Source organism: Buchnera aphidicola (Sitobion avenae) (assembly GCF_005082585.1).
In the GTDB taxonomy this organism is placed as follows: domain Bacteria; phylum Pseudomonadota; class Gammaproteobacteria; order Enterobacterales; family Enterobacteriaceae; genus Buchnera; species Buchnera aphidicola_Z.
On the sequence record NZ_CP034855.1, the window covers coordinates 264,326 to 286,303 of the forward strand.

Annotated in this window: 18 protein-coding genes, 3 tRNA genes, 1 rRNA gene and 2 pseudogenes; 14 read left to right on the plus strand and 10 right to left on the minus strand. The window is 26.6% G+C overall.

Translation table 11 applies throughout. The features are described from left to right. Nucleotides 1-276: 276 nt before the first annotated feature. Nucleotides 277-1,998, minus strand: coding sequence for a proline--tRNA ligase (locus D9V77_RS01195; protein ID WP_158338281.1), 1,722 nt, complete (start codon nucleotides 1,996-1,998; stop codon nucleotides 277-279). Between the two features lie 298 nt (nucleotides 1,999-2,296). On the opposite strand from D9V77_RS01195, the gene flhB reads away from it, so the two are divergent. Continuing rightward, nucleotides 2,297-3,448, plus strand: a complete 1,152-nt coding sequence (gene flhB / locus D9V77_RS01200) for a flagellar biosynthesis protein FlhB (protein ID WP_158338283.1) — start codon at nucleotides 2,297-2,299, stop codon at nucleotides 3,446-3,448. Continuing rightward, nucleotides 3,441-5,528 (plus strand): flagellar biosynthesis protein FlhA, encoded by a 2,088-nt coding sequence (gene flhA / locus D9V77_RS01205; RefSeq protein WP_158338285.1) that lies wholly within the window; start codon nucleotides 3,441-3,443, stop codon nucleotides 5,526-5,528. Before flhB ends, flhA begins: the two co-directional genes overlap by 8 nt. Nucleotides 5,529-5,685: 157 nt before the next feature. On the opposite strand, the gene argS is transcribed toward flhA, so the two are convergent. Continuing rightward, nucleotides 5,686-7,413, minus strand: a complete 1,728-nt coding sequence (argS, locus tag D9V77_RS01210) for an arginine--tRNA ligase (protein WP_158338287.1) — start codon at nucleotides 7,411-7,413, stop codon at nucleotides 5,686-5,688. A 398-nt stretch (nucleotides 7,414-7,811) separates the two neighbouring features. Between argS and D9V77_RS01215 the strand changes: the two genes are divergently transcribed. From D9V77_RS01215 to D9V77_RS01225, 3 genes are all read left to right on the plus strand, one after another. Further along, nucleotides 7,812-9,358, plus strand: a 16S ribosomal RNA gene (locus tag D9V77_RS01215). 55 nt (nucleotides 9,359-9,413) lie between these two features. Then, nucleotides 9,414-9,490, plus strand: a tRNA-Ile gene (locus D9V77_RS01220). Nucleotides 9,491-9,503: 13 nt separating this feature from the next. Next, nucleotides 9,504-9,576 (plus strand) — tRNA-Ala (locus D9V77_RS01225). Here the strand turns inward: D9V77_RS01225 and gloB are convergent. Together gloB and rnhA are read right to left on the minus strand one after the other, a co-directional pair. Continuing rightward, nucleotides 9,568-10,317: a hydroxyacylglutathione hydrolase gene (gene gloB / locus D9V77_RS01230; protein ID WP_158338289.1), complete on the minus strand. Its 750-nt coding sequence runs from the start codon at nucleotides 10,315-10,317 to the stop codon at nucleotides 9,568-9,570. The two genes, D9V77_RS01225 and gloB, sit on opposite strands and share 9 nt — an antisense overlap. Before the next feature lie 43 nt (nucleotides 10,318-10,360). Continuing rightward, nucleotides 10,361-10,830 (minus strand): annotated as a pseudogene (rnhA, locus tag D9V77_RS03110) (ribonuclease HI). Between the two features lie 56 nt (nucleotides 10,831-10,886). Here rnhA and dnaQ point away from each other — a divergent pair. The 5 genes from dnaQ (at nucleotide 10,887) to D9V77_RS01265 (ending at nucleotide 13,673) form a co-directional block, all read left to right on the plus strand. Beyond that, nucleotides 10,887-11,606: a DNA polymerase III subunit epsilon gene (dnaQ, locus tag D9V77_RS01245; protein WP_158338298.1), complete on the plus strand. Its 720-nt coding sequence runs from the start codon at nucleotides 10,887-10,889 to the stop codon at nucleotides 11,604-11,606. A gap of 72 nt (nucleotides 11,607-11,678) precedes the next feature. Then, nucleotides 11,679-11,752, plus strand: a tRNA-Asp gene (locus D9V77_RS01250). A 61-nt stretch (nucleotides 11,753-11,813) separates the two neighbouring features. Then, on the plus strand, nucleotides 11,814-12,395 hold the full coding sequence (gene lpcA / locus D9V77_RS01255) for a D-sedoheptulose 7-phosphate isomerase (RefSeq protein ID WP_158338300.1): 582 nt from the start codon (nucleotides 11,814-11,816) through the stop codon (nucleotides 12,393-12,395). A 105-nt stretch (nucleotides 12,396-12,500) separates the two neighbouring features. Then, nucleotides 12,501-12,986, plus strand: a complete 486-nt coding sequence (gpt, locus tag D9V77_RS01260) for a xanthine phosphoribosyltransferase (RefSeq protein ID WP_158338302.1) — start codon at nucleotides 12,501-12,503, stop codon at nucleotides 12,984-12,986. Nucleotides 12,987-13,091: 105 nt separating this feature from the next. Continuing rightward, nucleotides 13,092-13,673 (plus strand): nucleotide exchange factor GrpE, encoded by a 582-nt coding sequence (locus D9V77_RS01265; protein ID WP_158338304.1) that lies wholly within the window; start codon nucleotides 13,092-13,094, stop codon nucleotides 13,671-13,673. 58 nt (nucleotides 13,674-13,731) lie between these two features. Here D9V77_RS01265 and D9V77_RS01270 read toward each other — a convergent pair. Next, nucleotides 13,732-14,030, minus strand: a pseudogene (locus tag D9V77_RS01270) (RnfH family protein); the annotation flags it as partial. A gap of 56 nt (nucleotides 14,031-14,086) precedes the next feature. Here D9V77_RS01270 and smpB point away from each other — a divergent pair. Beyond that, on the plus strand, nucleotides 14,087-14,575 hold the full coding sequence (gene smpB, locus D9V77_RS01275) for an SsrA-binding protein SmpB (RefSeq protein ID WP_158338306.1): 489 nt from the start codon (nucleotides 14,087-14,089) through the stop codon (nucleotides 14,573-14,575). A gap of 7 nt (nucleotides 14,576-14,582) precedes the next feature. Then, the gene (tadA, locus tag D9V77_RS01280; RefSeq protein WP_158338308.1) at nucleotides 14,583-15,050 is read left to right on the plus strand and encodes a tRNA adenosine(34) deaminase TadA; all 468 of its coding nucleotides are present in this window, start codon (nucleotides 14,583-14,585) and stop codon (nucleotides 15,048-15,050) included. A gap of 19 nt (nucleotides 15,051-15,069) precedes the next feature. Here tadA and acpS read toward each other — a convergent pair whose 3' ends face one another. The 5 genes from acpS to lepA form a co-directional block, all read right to left on the minus strand. Further along, complete coding sequence (gene acpS / locus D9V77_RS01285; protein ID WP_158338310.1) at nucleotides 15,070-15,450, minus strand: holo-ACP synthase; 381 nt, start codon at nucleotides 15,448-15,450, stop codon at nucleotides 15,070-15,072. 104 nt (nucleotides 15,451-15,554) lie between these two features. Continuing rightward, the gene (gene era, locus D9V77_RS01290; RefSeq protein ID WP_158338312.1) at nucleotides 15,555-16,421 is read right to left on the minus strand and encodes a GTPase Era; all 867 of its coding nucleotides are present in this window, start codon (nucleotides 16,419-16,421) and stop codon (nucleotides 15,555-15,557) included. After that, on the minus strand, nucleotides 16,418-17,098 hold the full coding sequence (gene rnc, locus D9V77_RS01295; protein WP_158338314.1) for a ribonuclease III: 681 nt from the start codon (nucleotides 17,096-17,098) through the stop codon (nucleotides 16,418-16,420). Before rnc ends, era begins: the two co-directional genes overlap by 4 nt. A gap of 131 nt (nucleotides 17,099-17,229) precedes the next feature. Further along, nucleotides 17,230-18,174: a signal peptidase I gene (gene lepB, locus D9V77_RS01300; protein WP_158338316.1), complete on the minus strand. Its 945-nt coding sequence runs from the start codon at nucleotides 18,172-18,174 to the stop codon at nucleotides 17,230-17,232. Nucleotides 18,175-18,189: 15 nt separating this feature from the next. Further along, nucleotides 18,190-19,983, minus strand: a complete 1,794-nt coding sequence (gene lepA, locus D9V77_RS01305; RefSeq protein WP_158338318.1) for a translation elongation factor 4 — start codon at nucleotides 19,981-19,983, stop codon at nucleotides 18,190-18,192. A gap of 192 nt (nucleotides 19,984-20,175) precedes the next feature. Here lepA and mnmA point away from each other — a divergent pair, with 192 nt between their 5' ends. After that, nucleotides 20,176-21,279 (plus strand): tRNA 2-thiouridine(34) synthase MnmA, encoded by a 1,104-nt coding sequence (gene mnmA, locus D9V77_RS01310; RefSeq protein ID WP_158338320.1) that lies wholly within the window; start codon nucleotides 20,176-20,178, stop codon nucleotides 21,277-21,279. Nucleotides 21,280-21,314: 35 nt separating this feature from the next. Beyond that, entirely contained in the window at nucleotides 21,315-21,950 is a 636-nt protein-coding gene (hflD, locus tag D9V77_RS01315) for a high frequency lysogenization protein HflD (RefSeq protein ID WP_158338322.1), read from the plus strand. Nucleotides 21,951-21,978: the final 28 nt, after the last annotated feature.

Below are 21,978 nucleotides of genomic sequence, written 5' to 3' on the forward strand. Positions count from 1 at the left end.
ATATTTGATTTAATAATTTTGAACTTTTTTAAAAATAAAAATCATGTTAAATAAAAAATATTTTTTTGTGATATATTTTTGTCTAAAGTAAACTATTTTGAAACTCTTAATTTCTTATAAGATATTAATCTTCATTAAAAATATTTTTGTACACTATAAAAGTGCAAATAATTTTTTTAAATAAAATTATTGATCAAATTTTCAAAATAATTTCATTGAAAATGTGGTTTAATGTTTAAAAAATTTGACAAAAAATTATATTTTACCAACTAAATTCTATTGTTTTTTTAATTTTTTAATAATAAAATTCACTATTTCTTCTATACTAACTAAAATATTTTCTTTGTTTTTTCTTTCACGATATTCGACATTATTATTATTAATAGAACGCATACTAATAATAATTTGATGAGGAATACCAATTAAATCAATTTCATTAAACATTACTCCTGGTTGTTCATCTCGATCATCTAACATAATATCTATTCCTATTTTTTTAAAATTTTGATATAAACTATTTGCTATTTTTTTAATTATGTTAAATTTTTTCATATTTATAGGAAGAATAACAACTTCAAAAGGTGCAATAGAACTTGGCCAAATAATACCATTTTTATCATGATTTTGTTCAATAACAGCTGCCGCAATACGTGTTATTCCTATCCCATAGCATCCCATATATAAATTTTCTTGACTACCATTTTTCATCTTAACAGATGCGTTCATTTTTTTAGAATATTTTTGTCCAAGCTGGAATATATGACCAATTTCAATGCTTTTTTTAATATTTAAATATCCTACTCCATGAGGACTTAAATCATATTTTGTTACTTTTCTAATATCTTTAATTATCGGCATAGGTAAATCAATATTCCAATTAACATTGATAAAAAAATTTTTATTGGTATTTGATCCGATAGTAAAATTTTTCATTGTGTAAGTAGAAACATCAGCGATAATAGGGATTTTTAATCCATACGGACCTAAAAACTTTTGTTCTACTCCTATTAGTGAAATAGTTTCTTTTTCATTAAGAAATACCAAAGGTTTTTTTAGCATTTTAATTTTTTCTATTTTAAATAAATTTAATTCATGATCTCCTCGTATTAATAATGCAGCTACTGAAGTCGTGTTTTTTATGTTTGTTTCAACTAAAAAAGTTTTGATTTGATTTTTTAAGGGTGTATTTAATTTTTCAGAAATTATAGTAGATTTTTTAGTGTGTATTTTATTTGAGATAATTTGAGTTTGATTTTTTTTTGTAAAAAAATTAATTGTTTCTATAGATTCAGCCATATTTATATTGGCGGAATATAATTTATCGTCAGAAAAAACTACTTCGTCTTCTCCATTTTTAGAAAAAGCTTGAAATTCATGTGAAATGCTTCCTCCCATAGAACCTGAATCAGCATTGACTGTACAAAAATCTAATTTCATTTTTTTAAATATATTTATATAACTTTTATATAATATATTATAAGTGTTTTCTAAACAATTGTGATTAATATGAAAAGAGTAAGCATCTTTCATAGTAAATTCACGTGTTCTAATTATGCCAAAACGAGGTCGTATTTCATCTCTGAATTTTGTTTGTATTTGATAAATAATTAACGGAAGTTCTTTATATGAATGAATTTCAGAACTAATGAAATTAGTAACGACTTCTTCATTAGTAGGTCCTAAAACAAATTGATTTTTACGGCGGTCATAAAATTTTAATAGCTCTTCTCCATATATACTTAATCGTCCACTATCTTTCCATAAATATTCAGCTTGTATAATAGGCATTGATATTTCTAATGCATTTATTTTTGTCATTTCCTGTTTAATAATTTTTTTAATTTTTTCTAGTACTCTAATACCCGTTGGAAGCCAAATATATAAACCTGAAGATGTTTTGCGAATCATACCACTTCTCAACATTAATTGATGACTAATGATTTTCGCATCATAGGGAATCTCTTTTGAAGTTGCTAGTAAATATTGACTTGTAAGCATGTATTAAGTTCTCAAAGAAAAGTTTTGTTAATAGTAGATGTCATTTTAAGTTATAATAACATCTTATGCGAAATAATTTATTTCAAATTAATATATTTTAAAAATATAAATATATATGAATTTTAATATACATAAAATATATGTATTTAAAAAAATAAATATGAATATATATTATATTTATTTTTTAAAAAAAATAGATGTGGTTTAACTAAATCATTAATAAAATTAACTTGTTTTTTTTTTCATACAGATGTTTAATGAATTTTTTACGTCTAAAATAGTGGTTAAAATATTTATCATGAAACACAATATGAATGAGGAAAAAACAGAAAATCCTACTGAGCATCGTATTAGAAAATTTCGTAAAGAAGGGAAAACTAGATATTCTAGAGAATTAAACTCTTTATTTATTTTGTTAGTTGGATTTATAAATTTATGGTGGTACGGAGACGTAATTATTTTTAGTCTTAGGAAAATGGTATTTGATAGATTTTCTTTTAATCAAAATGATTTTTTAAATGAAACTCATGCTTTATTAAAAATATTTGTATCTTTAAAAGATATACTTTTTGTATTTTTTCCATTTTTATTGTCTTTATTAATTACAATCATAGTACCTTCTATAGTTCTTAGTGGTATTAAATTAAATTTTAAATCATTAAAGTTTGATCTTTTTAAATTGAATCCTTTCAACGGTTTAAAAAGAATATTCTCTTTTCAAATAGTTCCTGAGTTATTAAAGACAGTATTAAAATTATTTTTAGTTACTATTATATCTTTTTGGTTTCTATGGATTTCTTTACCTGAAATACTATTTTTAATTAATGAAACCTATATGTCTTTATTATTACACGGTTTTAAAATAATTTCTGTTTGTTGTTTTTTAGTTATATTAGGTTTAGTCCCTATTATTGGTTTTGATATTCTTTGGCAACAATTTAATTACTATAAAAAATTAAAAATGACTCGTCAAGAAATAAAAGATGAATTAAGAGAAAAAGAAGGCAATCCAAATATAAAAATACGTATTCGACAAGAAATGAAAGCAGCCATGCGTAGAAGAATGATTGCAGATATTCCTAAAGCTGATGTAATTATAACCAATCCTATACATTATGCCATTGCACTTAAATATGATGAAAAAAAAATGAACGCACCTAAAGTAATTGCTAAAGGTATAGGAGAAATAGCTGTTAAAATAAAAACTTTAGCTATTAAAAATAATATTTCTATTATTTCTGCACCATCATTAGCTCGTTCATTATACCGTTATTCCGAAATAGGACAATATATACCAGGTCCTCTGTACAAAGCTGTTGCAGAAGTTTTAGCATGGGTTTGGAAAGTGCGAAAATGGAAAAAAGAAGGTGGTGTTTTTCCTGAAAAACCTAGAAATATATCAGTGCCATCAGAACTAACTTTTACAGGAGAACATAAAACTAATGATTAATTTTTCTTCTTTTTTTCGTATTGTGAAAAGTTTAAAAACAACACAATGGCAAATACTTTCAGGTCCAATACTTATTTTAATGATTTTATCAATGATGGTTTTACCATTAGCACCTTTTGTATTAGATGTTTTTTTTACTTTTAATATTGCTTTATCAATAATTATTTTGCTTGTATCGATGTTTACTCGTCATACTTTAGAATTTACTGCTTTTCCAACAATTTTGCTTTTCTCTACATTATTGCGTTTAGCTTTGAACGTAGCTTCTACTCGTATTATTTTTTTGAGAGGTCATACCGGAACTGATTCAGCCGGAAGAGTAATTGAATCATTTGGTCATTTTTTAGTAGGTGGCAATTTTGCTATTGGAATCGTTGTATTTGTAATTTTAGTTATTATTAATTTTATAGTGATTACTAAAGGTGCTAGTAGAATTGCTGAAGTTGGTGCGCGATTTATTTTAGATGCTATGCCAGGAAAACAAATGGCCATTGATGCTGATTTGAATGCGGGTTTAATTGGTGAAGAAAAAGCTAAAAAACGCCGTATAAAGATTACGCAAGAAGCTGATTTTTACGGTTCTATGGATGGTGCAAGTAAATTTGTACGCGGAGATGCTATTGCTGGAATTTTAATAATGATCATTAATATATTTGGAGGTTTAATTATTGGTCTAATACAACATCATATGTTGTTAAATAAAGCTGTAGAAGTTTATACGCTATTAACTATTGGAGACGGTTTAGTCGCTCAAATTCCAGCATTGGTTATTTCTACTGCAGCTGGTGTTATTGTAACGCGTGTTAGTAGTAATCAAAATGTTGGTGAACAAATGGTTAGTCAGTTATTTTACAATCCTCAAGTTATTTTGTTAAGTGCAATAGTATTAGGTGTTCTTGGTTTAGTTCCTGGCATGCCAAATATTATATTTTTAGTATTTACAGTTTTATTGTTTATTCTTTCTTGGTGGTTGTATGAAAAGAAATATGATTTAGAAAATAATTTCTTGAGTTCTAATAAAAAATATAAGTTGATACATGATTCAATTTCAGAAGCGTCTTGGAATGATATTGAATTAGAAGATCCAATTAGAATAGAAATAGGCTATAAATTAACACCAATGACTGATATTAATCAAAAAGGTGATTTATTAGATAGAATTCGTATAGTTCGTAAAAAGATTGCTCAAGAAATTGGGTTTTTACCACCATTAGTACGTGTTAAAAATAATATCAATTTATCAGGAAATATTTATCGAATTTTTATGAAAGGAGTAGAAGTAGGCCAAGGAACATGTTTTTATGGACGTTTTATGGCTATTCATTCAGGAAGAGAAACAGAATCCTTACCTTTTGAAAAGGTACATGAACCTGCCTTTGGTTTATCTGGTTATTGGATTGATGAGGAATTTAAAAATACAGCTCAAAAAAAGGGCTATTCTGTTATAGAATCTAGTGTTGTAATTGCAACACACTTAAATTTTCTAATTACTAATCATCTTAATGAGTTATTTGGGCGCCAAGAAGCTCAGCAACTATTAGAACATGTTAGTACAGAAATGCCAAAATTAACCGAAGATTTAGTTCCTAATACAATAAGTTTGACGGTTCTTCATAAAGTTCTTAAGAATTTGTTATTAGAACATATTCCAATACGCGATATGAGAACTATTTTAGAAACATTATCAGAATATTCAGATGTTCAAAAAGATCCAAATGAATTAACTAGTATTGTACGTATTGCATTAAGAAAAATGATTATGCAAAAATTATTCAGTCAAAAAAGTATTATCGAAATAATGAGATTAGAATCGAATTTAGAGCAGTTATTATTAAATACTTTAAAATCAGGAACTAATACTATAGAACCTAATTTATCTGAAGATTTGTTAGTAAAAACAAAAGTAGCTATAAAAAAACAATTATCAATAAATTCTCCTATTGTATTATTGGTAAGTCACCCTTTAAGATATTTTTTATCGAGATTTTTACGACAAAGTTTTCCTGAATTAACTGTTGTATCTGAATTAGAAATTACAGGTGCAAAACAGATAAAAGTTACTAATATCATCGGCATTTAAATGGGTATTTAATCAAATATAAAAAAAATTGCATTGGTTTATTTGTATTTGTAATACAGAATTGGTGTGGCAGTAAGTAGTGCGTTTTATTAGTACTACATTATTTCCTCACCTTACTGATTTTATTAGGATAAAAAAATAACATTAAAATTATATTTTACATTTTTTTCACTACTTTAATGCCTAGCATATTTAATCCTTTTTTTAATGTTCTAGCTGTTAAAATAGATAATTTAAGTCTGCTTTTGCAGGTTTTTATTTTTTTTGAAAAAAGAATAGAACATTTTTCATAAAAATTAGAAAAAATTGTTGCAAGTTGATAAAGATATTTACATAAAATATGAGGTGTTCCTTTTTCAGAAATGGAAACAATAATTTCTTCAAATTCTAATATTTTAATAGCTAAATTAATTTCACTTTCTTTTTTTAAAAGTATTTTTTCTGTTAATTTATTTACAGGGATAATAGATTTTTTTAAAATAGAGATAATTCTTGTATAAGCGTATTGTATATAAGGAGCTGTATTACCTTCAAAATTCAGCATTTCATCCCAATCAAAAATATAATTAGTACTTCTATTTTTAGATAGATCTGCATACTTTACTGCGCTTATACCTATTACTTTAGCTAATGGAATCCATTTTTTCTTAGGTAAATTAGGTTTTTTATTTTTTATTAAATATATAGCTCTTTCTGTTGCTTCATCTAGAAGTGCAGAAAGTTTTATAGTATTACCATCACGTGTTTTAAATGGGCGTTTATTTTTTGACAATATCATTCCAAATGTATGATGTTCTAATAGAAAGTCTTGAGATATATAATTAGCTTTTTTAGCTATGGTCCATGTTTGTATTAAATGTTGATGTTGACGAGAATCAGTATAATATATGATACGGTCAGCATGTAATTCTTGATATCTATATTTAAAACAAGCAATATCAGTAGTAGAATATAAAAATCCTTTATCTTTTTTTTGAATTACAACTCCCATAGGTTCTCCTGATCTATTCTTGAATTCTTGCAAAAAAACAATTATAGCTCCATTTTTTTTAGTGGCTATTTTTTTATTTTTAAGATCTCGAATAATATCAGGAAGCATTTTATTATATACGCTTTCTCCCATAGTATGACTTTCTTTCAAAGTAACATTTAATTTTTTATATATGTTGTAATTTTCTAACATAGTAATAGATACTAATTTTTTCCAAATAGAACGACAATATTGATCTCCGTTTTGTAGTTTTACTACGTATTCTCTCGATTTTTCTGCAAATAATTGATCAGCATCATATTTCTTTTTTGCTTTACAATAACATTTTTCTAATTGCATAAGAGATAAATTATAATTTTCTAGTTTTTTATTTTCTAAATATGCAATCAACATGCCAAATTGTGTTCCCCAATCACCAATATGATTTGCTCGAATTACATTATGTCCTAAAAAATCTAATATTCTTGCTGTAACGTCTCCAATAATTGTTGAGCGTAAATGTCCGATATGCATTTCTTTTGCAATGTTTGGAGAGGAGTAATCTATAACAATATTTTTAGGTGATTTTACATAATTTATACCAAGACGAGAGGAAAAAAAAATTTTTTCTAATTGTTCAGAAATCCAATTTTCATCAATAAAAATATTAATAAAACCAGGTTGAGAAAATGTTATTGATTTATACATGGATTTTTTTTTAATATTAACTATTATTGTTTTAAACATTTCATATGGTTTTATATTTAACATGTTAGATATTTTAATTAGATTATTCAGTTGATAATGACCTAATGTTATTTTTTTATTTAATATGACAATCGGATTGCAATTTATAATCCCAATTTTAATCAAAGAATTTTCAATATCTTTTGTTATTATCTTTTTTAAATTCATTTATAAAAGCCTTTTTTTACGTTACACTAAATGGAATTTTTTAATTATCTTTAAAAACTAATAAAATACATATTTTATGATATTATAATGATAAATCTCATTTTATTATAAGATATAATACATATTATATTTTTTTTAGTTATTTATTTATTAAATTTTTATTTTAAATTACCCATTTTGATTAAAAAACAAAATAATTTTTTACTATATAAAAAAATATTTTATAAAAAGGTTGACAACAAAATAAAAAACATGTACTCTCTTAATCTAAAGTTTAAAGTATAAAACGCTCTTTAAAAATATATTAGATAATCTGTGTGGGCACAGAAAATTAAGTACAAAATTTATTTTTTGTTATTTAAAAATCTTAAAGATTTTTTCTTTAAGAAAATTTTTTTCAATTGAAGAGTTTGATCATGGCTCAGATTGAACGCTGGCGGCAAGCCTAACACATGCAAGTCGAGCGGCAGCGAAAGAGAGCTTGCTCTCTTGTCGGCAAGCGGCAAACGGGTGAGTAATATCTGGGGATCTACCCAAAAGAGGGGGATAACTACTAGAAATGGTAGCTAATACCGCATAATGTTGAAAAACCAAAGTGGGGGACCTTTTGGCCTCATGCTTTTGGATGAACCCAGACGAGATTAGCTTGTTGGTAGAGTAATAGCCTACCAAGGCAACGATCTCTAGCTGGTCTGAGAGGATAACCAGCCACACTGGAACTGAGACACGGTCCAGACTCCTACGGGAGGCAGCAGTGGGGAATATTGCACAATGGGCGAAAGCCTGATGCAGCTATGCCGCGTGTATGAAGAAGGCCTTAGGGTTGTAAAGTACTTTCAGCGGGGAGGAAAAAAATAAATCTAATAAATTTATTTCGTGACGTTACCCGCAGAAGAAGCACCGGCTAACTCCGTGCCAGCAGCCGCGGTAATACGGAGGGTGCAAGCGTTAATCAGAATTACTGGGCGTAAAGAGCACGTAGGTGGTTTTTTAAGTCAGGTGTGAAATCCCTAGGCTCAACCTAGGAACTGCATTTGAAACTGAAAAACTAGAGTCTCGTAGAGGGAGGTAGAATTCTAGGTGTAGCGGTGAAATGCGTAGATATCTGGAGGAATACCTGTGGCGAAAGCGGCCTCCTAAACGAATACTGACGCTGAGGTGCGAAAGCGTGGGGAGCAAACAGGATTAGATACCCTGGTAGTCCATGCCGTAAACGATGTCGACTTGGAGGTTGTTTCCAAGAGAAGTGACTTCCGAAGCTAACGCATTAAGTCGACCGCCTGGGGAGTACGGCCGCAAGGCTAAAACTCAAATGAATTGACGGGGGCCCGCACAAGCGGTGGAGCATGTGGTTTAATTCGATGCAACGCGAAAAACCTTACCTGGTCTTGACATCCACAGAATTTTTTAGAAATAAAAAAGTGCCTTCGGGAACTGTGAGACAGGTGCTGCATGGCTGTCGTCAGCTCGTGTTGTGAAATGTTGGGTTAAGTCCCGCAACGAGCGCAACCCTTATCCCCTGTTGCCAGCGGTTCGGCCGGGAACTCAGAGGAGACTGCCGGTTATAAACCGGAGGAAGGTGGGGACGACGTCAAGTCATCATGGCCCTTACGACCAGGGCTACACACGTGCTACAATGGTTTATACAAAGAGAAGCAAATCTGTAAAGACAAGCAAACCTCATAAAGTAAATCGTAGTCCGGACTGGAGTCTGCAACTCGACTCCACGAAGTCGGAATCGCTAGTAATCGTGGATCAGAATGCCACGGTGAATACGTTCCCGGGCCTTGTACACACCGCCCGTCACACCATGGGAGTGGGTTGCAAAAGAAGCAGGTATCCTAACCCCCTTAAAGGGAAGGCGCCTACCACTTTGTGATTCATGACTGGGGTGAAGTCGTAACAAGGTAACCGTAGGGGAACCTGCGGTTGGATCACCTCCTTAAAAATATATACTTATTTTGAAAGTGCCCACACAAATTATCTAATAAAAAATTAGAAGGCTTGTAGCTCAGATGGTTAGAGCGCACCCCTGATAAGGGTGAGGTCGGTGGTTCAAGTCCACTCAGGCCTACCATAAAAAATCATCTGGGGCTATAGCTCAGCTGGGAGAGCGCCTGCCTTGCACGCAGGAGGTCAGCGGTTCAATCCCGCTTAGCTCCAAAAATCTTTTTTTAATCTCAAATCCAAAAATACTTCAAAAGAAGTATGCCTACTCAACCCGATTGATTCTTTAATAAAATTTTCGTCTGTTCTTAAAAATACATTAATTTTTTTTTCAAAAAAAATATAAGAAGGTAAACTAGACTTCTGAAAGTCAATTTTTTTTTTTATATATTTAAAATACAACTTAATAAAGTCATCATTAGGGAAGTAAAACATAGAAAATTTCAAATTTGATAAAGTGTATTCATGAGAACAACATAATAAAGTATTATTTGGAAAAGAAGAAATAATTTTTAAAGAACAATACATCTCTAAGTATTTTTTTTGATAAACTCGCCCGCACCCTGCTGAAAAAAGAGTATCTCCACAAAAAAGATAAGGGCTACTGTAGTAAGAAATATGTCCTGAAGTATGACCCGGTGTAAAAAAAACATAAAATATTTTATCTAAAATAACAATTTTATCACCATCAGTCACAATTTTATTGACATTTTGTTTTGTTTCATCGGGCCCAAAAACAGTGATTTTAGGAAAATGTTTTACTATTTTTTTTACTCCCCCCACATGATCAATATGATTATGAGTTAACAAGATAGCAATGGGAATCCATTTTTTTTTCTTTATTTCTTTTATTACAGGTTTAGATGATCCAGGATCTATAATTATACAGAAACCATGAATATTACAAAGAATCCAGACATAATTATCAGATAAAATAGGTATTTTTTTTAAAATCATATTTTTCCTTGTTACTCTGTATTTAATTTATAAGAATAATAACTTATAATTGAGTATTTTCATAATAATCATCTTTCATCGAAGGATTTTTAGCAGATTGACGAGCTATTATGTCACATCTTTCGTTTTCCACATGACCCATGTGTCCCTTGATCCAAAACCAAGTTACAAAGTGATTTTTTAAAGCAGAATTCACACGGAACCATAAATCTATATTTTTTACAGGTTTTTTTTTAGTAGTTTTCCAGTTTTTTTTTTCCACATGGGCATCCAATCAATAATTCCTTTTTTGACATATAAGCTATCTGTTGTAATCTCAATAAAACATGGTTGATTAAGATGTTCTAATCCTGATATTACAGCCATTAATTCCATTCGGTTATTAGTGGTTAGGTAAAATCCTGAAGTTAATATTTTTTCATATTTTTTATAACGTAATATTGTACTGTATCCTCCTGCTCCAGGATTTCCTAAACAAGAACCATCTGTAAATATTTCAACTATTTTTAACATAATGATAGTTATTCCAGAGTCATTTTAATTATATTTAAACTATTTAAAATAATATCATGAATAATAAAAAAAGAATAATTATACTAGACACCGAAACAACAGGTATAAATCAAAATGCTCTTCCTCATATAAATCATAGAATTATAGAAATTGGAGCTGTTGAAATAATTGGACGTCGTTTTACAGGAAATAATTTTCATGTTTATATTCAACCTGATAGGATAATAGATCCCGGAGCATTAAAAATTCATGGCATTACTAATGATTTTCTATTAGATAAACCTTTTTTTAAAGATATTGCTGATCAATTTTTAAATTATATTCAAAATTCTCAGTTAGTTATTCATAATGCTTCGTTTGATTTAGGATTCATTAATCAAGAATTGGAAATGCTTAATAAAAACATAAAACCAATTAATACATTATGTTCTGTTGTTGATACATTGAAAATAGCTAGAACATTATTTCCAGGAAAAAAAAATACATTAGATGCCTTATGTACGCGTTATAAAATAAAAAAATCCCATAGAAATCTACACAGTGCAACAGTAGATGCTTATCTTTTAGGTAAATTATATCTCTTAATGACTGGTGGTCAAGAGTCTTTGTTTGCCTATAATACCATTAATAACAAAAAAACAATTCAACCTTTAAAAAAAAATATTAAAGAAAAAAAAATTTCTTTAAAAATATTATCTCCTACGCAAAAAGAAATAGATCAGCATGAAAAATATTTAAAATATATGAAAGATCATAACATATGTTTATGGTATTAATATTTTGAATAAATATACAAAAGATTATTGACTGATTTTTTTAAAATATGTACAATATAAAAATACTAACAAGGTGTGGTAGTTCAGTTGGTTAGAATACCGGCCTGTCACGCCGGGGGTCGCGGGTTCGAATCCCGTCCGCACCGAAAAAAATAATTTAAATTTCTTATTTTAAATAAAATATTAAATTAATAAAACAATAAAATTATGTATAAAAAAATAATTTTTTCTGAGTTTAATACTGCATTAAAAACGTTAAAAAATTTTTTACAAGATGATCATCAAATACAAAACATTCAAAAATCAGCTATTCTAATTGCTCAATCATTCAAAAACGGTAACAAAGTAATATCATGTGGCAATGGAGGATCACATTGTGACGCATTGCATTTTGCAGAAGAATTAACTAGTGTTTATAGAAAAAAAAGATCTGGATATCCCGCAATATCTATTTCTGATAGTAGTTATATTTCTGCAGTAGGTAATGATTTTGGATATGATCAAGTATTTTCACGCTTTATTGAATGCATTGGATGTTCAGGTGATATCTTATTAGCGATTTCTACTTCGGGAAATTCTTTAAACATAATTAAAGCTATAAAAGAAGCAAAGAAAAAAAAAATGAAGATCATTGTTTTAACAGGAAATAATGCGGGTAAAATTAAAGCATTATCTGATGTAGAAATTTGTGTTCCTTATTTTGGATATTCAGATCGAATACAAGAAATACATATTAAAATTATTCATATATTAATATTAATTATTGAAAAAGAAATGCAAAAAAACTAATGAATTATACAAAAATTTATTTTTAGTACATTACATTCCTATAATAATTTCGAGTTATTTCCACTTTTTAATAAATACTATTTTATAGTTTCGGAATTTCTTTTTATGAGTGAGAAATACATTGTTACCTGGGATATGCTCCAAATTCACACTAGAAAATTAGCTGATCGAATACTTAGAAATATACATTCATGGAATGGGATCATTGCAGTAAGTCGAGGTGGTCTGGTACCATCAGCTTTATTAGCGCGAGAGTTAGGTATTCGATGTGTCGATACTATATGTATTGAAAGTTACAATTATGATTGTTTAAAAAAAAATAGAAAAATTATTAAAAAAGCGAAAGGTGATGGAGAACAAATTATTGTAATAGATGATCTAGTAGACACTGGTGGTACTGCAAGAATTATTCGAAATTTATATCCCAAGGCATTTTTTGTAACTATTTTTGCAAAACCAATGGGTCGTTTATTAGTCGATGACTATATTATAGATATACCTCAAAATGTATGGATTGAACAACCCTGGGATATGTCAATTTCTTATGTTCCTCCTCTTGTTAAAAAACTACAAAATCACATAAAATCTTAGTTATACAAAAAATAATGTTTTTTCTAAAAAATTTTTAAAAAAATGATTTAAAATATATAAAAAAAAAATTTTTAAAATAAATACATACTGAAAAAGGATGTTTTTATGATAAACACAGAAGAAAAAAAAGTGGAAAAAATAATAGACAATAATCAAGATCAAAAAATAAATAATGAAGAACATGAAAATAATAATTTAATAAACAAAAATTTAACTAATTTTTTAGAAATACAATTAAAAGAATCTCAAGAGAAAATAATAGAAAAAGAAACTTCAACGGAAAAAGAGATAATTTCAGTTTATAACAGACTAAATAAAGAAATTGAAAAATCGATAAAATTTTCTTTAGAAAAATTGATTATAGAATTTCTTCCTATTTTTGATAATATCGAACGTGCATTAAATTTAATTGAAACAACTGAATCAAAAGAAAATTATATAGAAATTTTAAATAAGTTAAAATTTATTTCTAACTTGCTTAAAGAATCGTTTATAATGTTTAATATTAAAAAAATAGATGATATAAATATACCATTTAATCCATCTATTCATCAGGCTATGTCAGTTCATTATACTGATGAAATAAAATCTAATCAAATAGTTACAGTTATGCAGCCTGGCTATGTTCTTCATGAATCTCGTTTGTTACGTCCTGCTATGGTCATAGTTTCAAAGAAAAAAAAATAAAAATAAAATATAATTTAGGTTTAATAATTTTATAACAATTGGCAATTATTATTAAATCTAAAACATTTTTTATTTTTTTTGATGAAAAAATTTTTTCTTCTCTATGCCTTGGGATCTATTGTTATATTTCTATAAATTTCGATTCTATCTCCATCTTTTATTTTTGATTTTAAATGTACTACATTAGTATATATTCTAAAACTGTTTTTAATAGAACGAAATATTCCTTATCACATTTAATAAATTTTATATTAAGACTACATTTTTTATAGTTGATCTTTTTTTTTCATATTAACTTTACAAATATATTGAATTTTAGGAGAAATATAAAAAAATCGTTACTTTAACAATATTGATATTTGTATTATAAATTTTTATTTTAATGTATTTTAACTTTTGGAAGAAATTTAATTGTGTTGTTAAAAAGAAAATCGAGTGAAAAAATATCTAAAATTGTTATTAATAAAAAAGCATATCATAATTATTTTATAGAAAAAGTTTTTCAATCGGGATTAATTTTAGAAGGTTGGGAAGTTAAATCTATTAGATCAGGAAAAGTTAATATTTCAGAAAGTTATATTATGAATTATTGTAATGAAATGTATCTTTGTAATTCTTTAATTCAACCTTTATATATGTCTTCAAATCATATTACTTGTAATCCAACAAGAAAAAGAAAATTATTATTGAATAAAAATGAAATTGATTTCTTATTTCTAAAGAAAAAGAATATAGGATACACAATAATTTCATTATCTTTATTTTGGAAAAAATCTTGGTGTAAATTAGAATTTGGATTAGCAAAAGGTAAAAGTTTACAAGATAAAAGAATAAATTTAAAGAATCGAGAATGGGAAAAAGAAAAATTAAAAATACTAAAAAAAACTAAAGAAAAATATTAAATATTTCATGAAAAATCAAAAAGATAATAATTGGATGAAAATTGCTTTGCAATATGCATGTCATGCTGAAGAAAAAGGTGAAATTCCTATAGGGGCAGTAATAGTTCTAGAAGAACGTATAATTGGAAGAGGCTGGAATAGTTCTATTGTTAAAAACGATCCCACTGCACATGCTGAAATTATAGCATTACGTCACGCTGGAAAAAAAATAAAAAATTATCGATTGTTAAATGCCACATTATATGTAACTTTGCAGCCTTGTATTATGTGTTGTGGGGCAATTATACACAGTCGTATTAAACGCTTAGTATTTGGTGCGAATTGTGAAGGATCAAACAATAAATATTCTTTAAAAGATATTTTTTTCAATTCACAAAAAGATTATAAACTAAATATTAAAGAAAATGTTATGAAACATGAATGTTCTAATATTTTAATAAATTTTTTTAAAAAAAAAAGAAAGCAAAAACTATAATATTTCAAATAAACTTAAACTAACTTTCTAAAATTACTAAAGCATAAGCATACAATTTTTGATCAGATATACTTACATGTATAGATTTACATTTTATCTCCTTAGATTTCTTTAAAGCGTTTTTTAAAAAACGTAATTTTGGTTGTCCTGACTTATTATTATAAAATTCTAATTGATTAAATGTTATTCCATCATTTATGCCTGTCCCTAATGCTTTAGACGCTGCTTCTTTAGCAGTAAATTTTTTTGCAAGGAAATTTATATTAGATTCCATGAGAATATATTTTTTCCATTCTTCTGCAGATAAGATTTTTTTAGGAAAACGCTTGCCATAATGAGAAATAATATTTTTAATGCGTAATATTTCTATAAAATCTATTCCTACACCTATAATTGACATTTTAAAATATACCTTTTTATAAAACATTTTTGATTTAATAAGATGGTTTTTTAAAATTAGTTAAATCTTTTAATTCTTAACTAATTTTAAAAAATTAGTTATTTTTATATTACTTTTTTAAATTTTTTATATTTAATCCACAAGAGAAGATGAGTTTTAATGTGAAACTCTTTTTCTATATTATTTCTTGAATTCATACTAATTTTTTTTATTTTTTCTCCATTATGACCAATTATAATACTTTTTTGTCGGATGTTTTCTACCCAAATTATAGCTCGTATATAAAGTTCTTTATTTTCTTTTTTTTGAAAATCATCAATTTCTACTTTTATTATAGAAGGTAATTCATCACCCAAAAAAAATATTAATTGTTCTCGAATAATTTCAGACATCGTGAAAAATTGAGAATTTGTTGTAATATAAAATTCAGGATATATATGAGGTTTCTGGGGCAAATAAGATGCAATTGTGTTATTTACTAAAGTTACATTTTTTATTTTTTTTGCAGAAATAGGAATAATTTCCAAATTATCAACTTTTTTTTTAAGAAAATCAATAAAAGGTAACAAAATAATTTTGTTAGTTATTTTATCAATTTTATTAATTATAATAATAACAGGTATTTTATATTTTTTTATTTCATTTGAAATCATTTCATCATCTTCTGTCCAAAATGTTCGATCAATAATAAAAATTATTAATGTTGAAGATTTTCTTATTTGATGAAAAGTATGTTTTTGATACTTAATTTTCTTATTTCTTTTATTTAAAATTATCCCGGGTGTATCTACATAAATAAATTGATAATTATTTTGTGTTTTAATACCTGTAATGTTATTTTGTGTTGTATTTTTTTTTCTTGATACAATGGAAATTTTTTTTCCGATTATTTTATTAAGAAATGTTGATTTACCAACATTTGCTTTTCCAATAATGGTTATATATCCACAATGTTTTTGTTTTATTTTCACTCTACACCTAATTGAATCAATGCCTTCTGTGCAGCATCTTGTTCAGCTTTTCTTCGACTAGAACCAGTACCAATTAAATATTCTGAAATAATACTAATTTTACAATGAATAGTAAATAACTGATTATGAGCTTCACCATATACTTCAACTATAAAGTATGACGGTAAAGATAAATGTTTTGACTGTAAATATTCTTGTAATCGTGTTTTAGGATCTTTTTGTGTATCTCCAGGGCTAATTTTTTCTAAACGTTTTTCATACCATTTTAATATTAATTCCTCTACTGTTTTAATATTACTATCTAAATAAATACTTCCAATTAGAGCTTCTACTGCATTAGCTAAAATAGATTCACGACGAAAACCTCCACTTTTAAGTTCTCCCTGTCCTAATTTCAAGTAATCTCCTAAATCAAATTCATATGCAATTTCTGCTAATGTATTACCTCTTACTAACGTTGCTCTCATACGACTCATATCGCCTTCATCAATATATGGAAAATGTTGATATAAAGCATTGGCAATTACAAAACTTAAAATGGAATCACCTAAAAATTCTAATCGTTCATTATGTTTGCTGCTTGCACTACGATGCGTTAATGCTTGTTTTAAAAGATCTTTATGAGTAAAAGTATATCCTAGTACTTTTTGTATTTTTTTTGTTACGATATGATTCATGTTATACCAATTTCAAAAATATTTTCATTGATCGTATATATAATAGGAAAAATAGAAAATTTGATAAAATTGAAGGTTTACGTTAATATAAATATATAATACTAATTATATTTTTTTTGTATTAATTTTTTCTAATATATATTTCCAATTCTATTTATACGTATACCAGTAGGCCATTCATTTTCATTTTTATCAAAGCTCATCCATATTTTAATGGCTTTTCCCACTAAGTTTTTCTCGGGCACAAAACCCCAATAACGACTATCTAAACTATTATCACGATTATCCCCCATCATAAAATATTTACCTTTAGGCACAATCCAAGTTAATGCAGGCATATTTTTTTGTCGAAAATAATCTTTTTTTGGATTTTTTATATTATTCAATAGTAATATATTATGTTTAAAATTATTAATATTTTCTTCTAAAATATTAAAATATAATGAATTATATGTCTTTTTTTCTTTTTTTGGATTTTTCTTATTCGAAAAATATATCTTTTGAATAAAATTACTTGATTTAGCTTTTGAATAATTAATAAAAAATTTTTTCTGGCATTTTTTTTCATTAACATAATTTACACAGATATCTATGTGTTTATTATTAATATCATATTTTATTTTATCTCCGGGTAATCCTATTACACGTTTAATATAATCTATATTATGATCATTAGGATGTTTAAACACTACAATATCACCACGTTCAGGATATTTTGTGTGTATTAATGTTTTATGTGTAATGGGTTCTTTAATACCATATGAAAATTTTTCTACTAAAATAAAATCACCTACTAGAAGAGTAGGCATCATAGAACCTGAAGGAATTTGAAAAGGTTCATAAATAAATGAACGTATAATAAATATTATTAAAAAAATAGGAAAAAATGATGCTATAGATTCAAAAAAATATATTTTACTTTTTACGTTAACTATATTATTTTGACATAAAGGTTTTTTTTTAATTATTTTTTTATTAATTAAATAATTTTTAATGTTATTAATACAATAAAAAATCCAAAACACTCCTGTTACTAATGTGCTAATTAATAAAAAAATAGTTAATTTATTAGCCATTGTCATTTCCTTATATTAATTTTTACTAGTATTTAAAATCGTCAAAAATACTGTCTTAGGTACATTAATATTACCTATTTTTTTCATTCTTTTTTTTCCATCTTTTTGTTTTTTTAATAACTTTTTCTTTCTGCTAATATCACCGCCATAGCATTTTGCTAATACATTTTTTCTTAATTGTTTGATAGTAGAACGTGCAACAATAGAATTGTTAATTGTAGCTTGAATACAAATATCAAATTGATGTCGAGGTATTAATGTTTTCATTTTATCAACTATTTCACGAGAACGATGATGTGCATTTTTATAATAAGATAGCATTGTTAATGCATCTACTTTTTCGGAATTAATTAATATATCTATTCTTACCATTTTTGCCGACTTAAAACATTTAAAATCATATTCTAATGAAGCATATCCGCTAGAAACAGACTTCAACTCATCAAAAAAGTTTAATACTACTTCATTCATTGGTATATTATATTTTAATAATACCTGATGTGTATGATAAATCATATTGATTTGAATGCCTCTTTTTTTTATACATAACTTTATGACTGCTCCAAGATACTGAGGAGGTAATAAAATATTGCATTCTACTATAGGTTCTTTAATTTTTTTAATATCATTCATGTTTGGAAAATTAGAAGGAGTGTCTAAATAAACTATTTTTCCATTAACCAACTCTATTTGATAAATAACTGTAGGTGAAGTTGAAATTAAGTCAATAGAATATTCTCTTTCTAAACGAGCTTGAATAATTTCCATATGTAATAAACCTAAAAATCCACATCTAAATCCAAAACCAAGGGCTGTAGAATTTTCTGGTTCATAGAATAAAGAAGAATCATTTAAACTAAGTTTCCCTAACGCATCTCTAAATGTTTCATATTGGTTAGATGAGAGAGGAAATAAACCAGCATATATCTGAGGTTTAATTTTTTTAAATCCTACTAGCGTCTTTTTTGCTGGATTTTTAGCTGTTGTTAGTGTGTCACCTACAGGAGCTGCTATAATATTTTTTATCCCACAAATAATCCATCCTACCTCACCACATTTTAATTGATTTTTATTTACTTTTTTAGGTGTAAAAATTCCTAATTGTTCAACAAAATAATTTTTTCCTGTACTCATTACTTGAATTTTATCTTTTTCAAATAATATCCCATTTTTAATCCTTATTAAAGATACTACTCCTAGATAATTGTCAAACCATGAATCGATAATTAAAGCTTGAAGAGGAGCATCTATTGAACCCTTAGGATAAGGAATATCATTAATAATACGTTCTATAAGTTTTTCAATACCCTCTCCAGTTTTAGATGAACACCTAATTGCATCTAATGCAGATATCCCTATAATGTCTTCAATTTCTTTTGCCACCTTATCTGCATTTGAATTGGGTAGATCTATTTTATTTAATACCGGAACGATTTCTAAATTCATCTCTAATGCAGTATAACAATTAGCCAAGGTTTGAGCTTCAACTCCCTGAGTAGAATCTACTACTAATAACGCTCCTTCACATGCTGCTAATGATCGAGATACTTCATATGAAAAATCTACATGACCTGGAGTATCTATAAAGTTCAAATTAAAAATATTGCCTAATTTGTTTGTATAATTAATCATAACACTTTGGGCTTTAATAGTGATCCCTCGTTCTTTTTCTAAATCCATTGAATCTAATACTTGATTAGACATTTCTCTTTCAGATAACCCGCCACATATTTGTATTAATCGATCAGATAAAGTTGATTTTCCATGATCAATATGAGCTATAATAGAAAAATTTCTTATATTTTTCATATTCTTATACCATTTTTATTTTTTATATATTTTAACATGCAGCAAAAAATATTTTTTATTATTTTTATAAATTTTTTAATAAAACGTTTTTTAAAAAACAATTTTAAAAAATAAAGAATATAATTAATATATAATATATAATGCAATATTAAAAAATTTATCAATGAAAAATATAAATCAATACTATTTAATATGACTAGAAAAAGAAATAAAAAAGTAATCGTTGCAATGTCTGGAGGTGTAGATTCGTCTGTTTCGGCATGGATTTTAAAAAAAAAAAGATATCAGGTAGAAGGTTTGTTTATGAAAAATTGGGAAGAAGATGATAAAAAAGGATATTGTAATTCTACTGCAGATTTGTTAGATGCCGAAAATGTGTGTAAAAAATTGAATATACATCTTCACAAGATAAACTTTTCTGTGGAATATTGGGAATATGTTTTTAAAAATTTTTTAATTGAACATAAAAAAGGAAATACACCAAATCCCGATGTTTTATGTAATAAAGAAATTAAATTTAACATGTTTTTAAATTATTCTATTCAAGAACTTAAAGCAGATTATATTGCTACAGGTCATTATGCTCGTATAAAAAAAATTAATGGAAAGTTTTTTCTTTTGAAAGGAATCGATATAAATAAAGATCAAAGTTATTTTTTATATACTTTAAATAGCATGCAACTTAAAAGAATTTTATTTCCAATTGGATATTTACAAAAAAGTAAAGTAAGGGATCTTGCTAAAAAAATAGATTTAAAAATTTCTACAAAAAAAGATTCCACTGGTATTTGTTTCATTGGCCCTAAAAACTTAAAAAATTTTTTAGGACGTTATCTTTCTGAAAAAAAAGGAGATATAGTTACAACGTCAGGAAAAGTGATTGGAAAACATGACGGAATTTTTTATTATACTTTAGGTCAACGACAAGGATTAGGTATTGGTGGAATAAAAGGAGAATATAACATACCATGGTATGTCGTAGAGAAAAATATTAAAAAAAACATATTAATTGTTGCTCAGGGTTCTTATAATAAACATCTTATGTCGATAGGTTTAATTGCTAAAGATATCAATTGGATTAATAATGAAGTGTATTTTCCTTTTTTCTGTAGGGCAAAAATAAGATATCGTCAAAAAGATATGGTATGTAAAATAGAATATATCAATGATAAATATATAAAAATATTATTTGATTTACCTGTTATTGCCGTCACACCTGGTCAATCAATAGTTTTTTATTTATCAGAAAAATGTATAGGTGGGGGGATTATTAAATCTAGATTGCCATTGTTGTAATTTTAATAATTCAAAACAGTAAAGAGATAATTGTGATGAAAAAAATACACTCAATTACGTTATCACTTGCAAGTATATTTCAATCAGCTGATTTAGTTCAGAAATTAGCTCATTCAGGACAATGTGACAACTATGCATTTAGTACATGCTTAAAAAGTATTTTAGAAATTAATCCTACCTCTATAATTACAATATATGGAAATCATGAAAAAAATCTTATCATAGGATTAAAAAAATTAGTATCGATTTTAACTTTTTCTCATTTTTCTTATTCATATATCGAGTTAATGAAATATATTTTTAATATGATGACTATTGAAAGAAAATTACAAAAAAATCGTAAGGCCATTAATTTTTTAAAAAATGAAATATCTATTATATCTAATGAATATAACTTAAATTACAATACAAAAAATTTAACTAGAAAATTAGCAGAGTTATATCTTGAAATTATCAGTCCTTTAGGTTCTCGCATTTTAATTAACGGAGTAAAAAAATTTTTACAAGATTTTCACATACAAGAAAAAATTAGATGTTTGTTATTCGCGGGTATTCGTGGCATAGTTTTATGGCGACAATATGGTGGTAGTCAATTACAACTAATATATTTTAGATATTGTATTATTAAAAAAGCAAAGAAAATATTATATACACTAAAAAATGCAACGTAAATTTTCTTTTATAAAAAACAGGATCCTA

Bases quoted from the DNA above. Each gene is read 5' to 3' on its own strand.
- tadA (WP_158338308.1), top strand. From the start codon at position 14,583: ATGAAAAATCAAAAAGATAATAATTGGATGAAAATTGCTTTGCAATAT.
- acpS (WP_158338310.1), bottom strand. From the start codon at position 15,450: ATGTCAATTATAGGTGTAGGAATAGATTTTATAGAAATATTACGCATT.
- lpcA (WP_158338300.1), top strand. From the start codon at position 11,814: ATGTATAAAAAAATAATTTTTTCTGAGTTTAATACTGCATTAAAAACG.
- gpt (WP_158338302.1), top strand. From the start codon at position 12,501: ATGAGTGAGAAATACATTGTTACCTGGGATATGCTCCAAATTCACACT.
- rnc (WP_158338314.1), bottom strand. From the start codon at position 17,098: ATGAATCATATCGTAACAAAAAAAATACAAAAAGTACTAGGATATACT.
- D9V77_RS01265 (WP_158338304.1), top strand. From the start codon at position 13,092: ATGATAAACACAGAAGAAAAAAAAGTGGAAAAAATAATAGACAATAAT.
- lepB (WP_158338316.1), bottom strand. From the start codon at position 18,174: ATGGCTAATAAATTAACTATTTTTTTATTAATTAGCACATTAGTAACA.
- flhB (WP_158338283.1), top strand. From the start codon at position 2,297: ATGAAACACAATATGAATGAGGAAAAAACAGAAAATCCTACTGAGCAT.
- hflD (WP_158338322.1), top strand. From the start codon at position 21,315: ATGAAAAAAATACACTCAATTACGTTATCACTTGCAAGTATATTTCAA.
- mnmA (WP_158338320.1), top strand. From the start codon at position 20,176: ATGACTAGAAAAAGAAATAAAAAAGTAATCGTTGCAATGTCTGGAGGT.
- dnaQ (WP_158338298.1), top strand. From the start codon at position 10,887: ATGAATAATAAAAAAAGAATAATTATACTAGACACCGAAACAACAGGT.
- gloB (WP_158338289.1), bottom strand. From the start codon at position 10,317: ATGATTTTAAAAAAAATACCTATTTTATCTGATAATTATGTCTGGATT.
- D9V77_RS01195 (WP_158338281.1), bottom strand. From the start codon at position 1,998: ATGCTTACAAGTCAATATTTACTAGCAACTTCAAAAGAGATTCCCTAT.
- flhA (WP_158338285.1), top strand. From the start codon at position 3,441: ATGATTAATTTTTCTTCTTTTTTTCGTATTGTGAAAAGTTTAAAAACA.
- lepA (WP_158338318.1), bottom strand. From the start codon at position 19,983: ATGAAAAATATAAGAAATTTTTCTATTATAGCTCATATTGATCATGGA.
- argS (WP_158338287.1), bottom strand. From the start codon at position 7,413: ATGAATTTAAAAAAGATAATAACAAAAGATATTGAAAATTCTTTGATT.